The 3,106-nt window shown below is 62.9% G+C and carries 4 protein-coding genes; 3 read left to right on the top strand and 1 reads right to left on the bottom strand.

All coding sequences use genetic code 11. The features are described from left to right. Positions 1 to 61: 61 nt before the first annotated feature. Both EN906_RS28700 and EN906_RS28695 read left to right on the top strand, forming a co-directional pair. The gene (locus tag EN906_RS28700) at positions 62 to 382 is read left to right on the top strand and encodes a DUF1476 domain-containing protein (RefSeq protein WP_013532126.1); all 321 of its coding nucleotides are present in this window, start codon (positions 62 to 64) and stop codon (positions 380 to 382) included. Positions 383 to 508: 126 nt separating this feature from the next. Next, the gene (locus tag EN906_RS28695) at positions 509 to 1,282 is read left to right on the top strand and encodes an HpcH/HpaI aldolase/citrate lyase family protein (RefSeq protein WP_127269901.1); all 774 of its coding nucleotides are present in this window, start codon (positions 509 to 511) and stop codon (positions 1,280 to 1,282) included. A 6-nt stretch (positions 1,283 to 1,288) separates the two neighbouring features. Here the strand turns inward: EN906_RS28695 and EN906_RS28690 are convergent, their stop codons facing one another. After that, entirely contained in the window at positions 1,289 to 1,843 is a 555-nt protein-coding gene (locus EN906_RS28690) for an alpha/beta hydrolase (protein ID WP_127269899.1), read from the bottom strand. Between the two features lie 249 nt (positions 1,844 to 2,092). Between EN906_RS28690 and EN906_RS28685 the strand changes: the two genes are divergently transcribed. Beyond that, positions 2,093 to 2,905: a VOC family protein gene (locus EN906_RS28685; protein WP_127269897.1), complete on the top strand. Its 813-nt coding sequence runs from the start codon at positions 2,093 to 2,095 to the stop codon at positions 2,903 to 2,905. The last annotated feature ends 201 nt before the right edge of the window (positions 2,906 to 3,106 follow it).

The raw sequence follows: 3,106 nt of genomic DNA, 5'->3' as shown, positions 1-3,106 counted from the left end.
TTTGTGCTTTGGCAACGCACATATTCACCGCCAACGAATCGAATTTGACCGGAGGGACGCCATGAGCAGCATGAAAGACCGCGAAGAGGGCTTTGAGCGTAAATTCGCATTCGACGAGGAGCTTCGGTTCAAGGCCTCGGCGCGCCGCAACAAGGCGCTCGGCCTGTGGGCCGCCGAAAAGCTCGGAAAGTCCGGCGCGGATGCCGACGCCTATGCCAAGGAAGTGGTTATCTCCGACATCGAGGAAGCCGGCGACCACGACGTGTTCCGCAAAATCCGCGGGGATTTCGACGCGGCCGGCGTCGAGCAGTCGGATCACCAGATCCGCCGCACGATGGACGAACTGATGGCGCAGGCGATCGAGCAGATCAAGAACACCTGATCCGGGCCATGCGCTGATCCCGGCCATACGCTGGACCAATCGACCGCCCGGCCTATCCGGGCGGTTTTTCTTTGCCTTTGTCGCGGTTTCCGGCTGAAACTGCCGGAGTTAACAAGGAAAGTATCCATGTCCCTGAAGTCCCGCCTCGCGGCCGACGAAACGCTGTTCACCGCATGGTCCGGCGTGCCGGATGCCTTGACCGTCGAAATCGTCGCCAAGCAGGGTTTCGATGCCGTCACGCTCGACATGCAGCATGGCGGCCATCACGAAGACAGCGTGCTGCGTGGCCTGGTGCCGGTGCTCGCTGCCGGCAAGCCGGCGCTGGTGCGCATTCCCGTTGGCCGTTTCGACATGGCAAGCCGCGCGCTCGATTTCGGCGCCGAGGCAGTCATCGCGCCGATGGTGAATTCGGTTGCCGATGCAAAACTGTTCGCCGCCGCCATGAAATACCCGCCGCTCGGCGAGCGCTCCTGGGGTCCGACCTACGCTTTTCCACGCCACGGCCAAGGCGACCAGGCCGACTGGCTGCGCGACACCAACCAGCGCACGATGGCCTTCGCCATGGTCGAGACGCGTGCCGCCCTCGATGCGCTCGATGGCATCCTCGACACGCCCGGCATCGACGGCATCTTCCTCGGCCCGTCGGATTTCTCGATCGCCTGGAGCAATGGTGCGACCGTCAATTCGACGCTGGAAAGCATGATGGAGACGGTGGCATCGGTGGCCGAGCGCACCCGCAAGGCCGGCAAACATGCGGCGATCTACGTTGTCGAGCCGGCAATTGCCGGCCGGGTCGTGTCGATGGGCTATCGCCTGCTGGCCATGGGCTCCGAGCATTCGCTGATCGGGCTTGGGGCAAAAACGCTGATCAAGAGCGTCCGCGATTCGATCGGGTCCTGAAGACGCTCAAGGTTTCAGATCCGTCAGGAATTTGGCGAAGGTCATTGAACCTTCGGGCCAAGGACCAAAACCTGAATCCGGGTTGAGATGACCGGTCTCACCGGCATCGATGAACAGCGAACCCCAGGCGCCGGCGATATCCTCCGCGACATCGAAGGCGCAGAACGGATCGTTGCGGCTGGCGATCACGATCGAGGGAAAGGGCAGCGGCTCACGCGGATAGGGGCCGAAGGTCATCAGGTGCCTGGGCCTGATCTCGGGATTGGCGACGTCGGGAGGTGCCACGAAGAAGGCCCCGGCAACCGGCTTGCGGAACTGCGGAATGGCTTGCACTGCAGCGGCGACACCGAGCGAGTGCGCCACCAGGACGACCGGCCGCTCGGCCTCGTTGACCGCCTCGGCAACGCTCGCCGTCCAGTCCTCGCGAACCGGCTTCGACCACTCGGCCTGTTCGACGCGGCGCGCCGTCGACAGTTTCGACTGCCAGCGGCTCTGCCAATGGTCGGGGCCGGAATTGGTGTAGCCCGGTACGATGAGAATATCTGCTTCCTTGACCTTCATGGCGCTGAGATAGCGAGCGGCATCGCTTCGTGCAACCGGCAGGAACGCCGCTTTTGATCACAATAGTGAACACCATGTTCGCTTCTTCGCGTCTTGTGTGAACGATGCAGATGGACGATCTGTGGTCAGGAAAAGAAACAGCCGTGCGCGGGAACCCTGACTTTGGAACTGACACGACGTACAATGATCGGCGGAGTGGGGCTTCTCGCTTTGGGAGCTTCATCGCAGGCCGGTCGAACGGAGCATTCGATGAGCGAGTTGCCTTTTGCCGCCACCACCCCGGTCAGCGTTGCCCGCGTCGGGCTGAAGGCGCGCGACGCGGAAAGCCTTGCCGCCTATTACCGCGAAATTGTCGGTCTGCAGGAGTTGAGCCGTGCCGATGGCGCGATCACCCTGGGCGCCGCCAACCGTCCCTTGTTGGTGCTTGAGCAGGACGCTTCAGCCAAGCCGGATGATCCGCGCAGCGCCGGGCTGTTCCACACCGCCTTCCTGCTGCCCAGCCGCGCCGACCTCGGCCGCTGGATCAACCACGCCATATCAAACAAGATCGCGATCGAGGGCGCTTCCGACCATCTGGTCAGCGAAGCCCTGTACCTGACCGATCCCGAAGGCAATGGCATCGAGATCTATGCCGACCGCCGTCCGCAGGACTGGAAGTGGAACGGCGACAAGATTGCCATGGCGACAGAACGGCTGAACATTCCGTCCGTCGTTGCCGAAGTGCCGGCGGGTGATGCCGGCTGGCAGGGTACGCCGGAAAACAGCATCGTCGGCCATGTCCACCTGCGTGTCGGCAGGCCGGAAGACGCCGAAGCCTGGTGGAACCAGGAATTTGGCTTCGACACCATGGCCAAATACGGTGGCCAGGCGGTGTTCCTGTCGTCGGGCGGCTATCATCACCACATCGGCGCCAACGCCTGGCAGAGTTCAGGCGCCGGCCGCCGCGATTCGAGCCGGTCGGGCCTTGCCTGGGTCGAGATGCGTTCGGACAAGGTGACGAGCCCGGCAACCCGCGAAGATCCGTGGGGCACGGTGATCAGGACTATTCCCGCCAAGGCTTGAGAGCGTCTTTCTCCCCGTCACTATACGGGGAGAAATGCCCGGCAGGGAAATGAGGGGCAGCGCCAAAGTCGTGAATTTGTCAAAGCGTGAATGGTTGCGATCGTCGCCGAAGTCGGCACCGCCCCTCATCCGCCTGCCGGCACCTTCTCCCCGTATAGTGACGGGGAGAAGGAAGCTCAGCCTTCCCCAAACCCCCGCTTG

Origin of the sequence: Mesorhizobium sp. M7A.F.Ca.CA.004.06.1.1 (genome assembly GCF_003999135.1) — a bacterium.
Taxonomy (GTDB): Bacteria; Pseudomonadota; Alphaproteobacteria; order Rhizobiales; family Rhizobiaceae; genus Mesorhizobium.
This window is presented reverse-complemented; position numbering and strand designations above follow the sequence as displayed.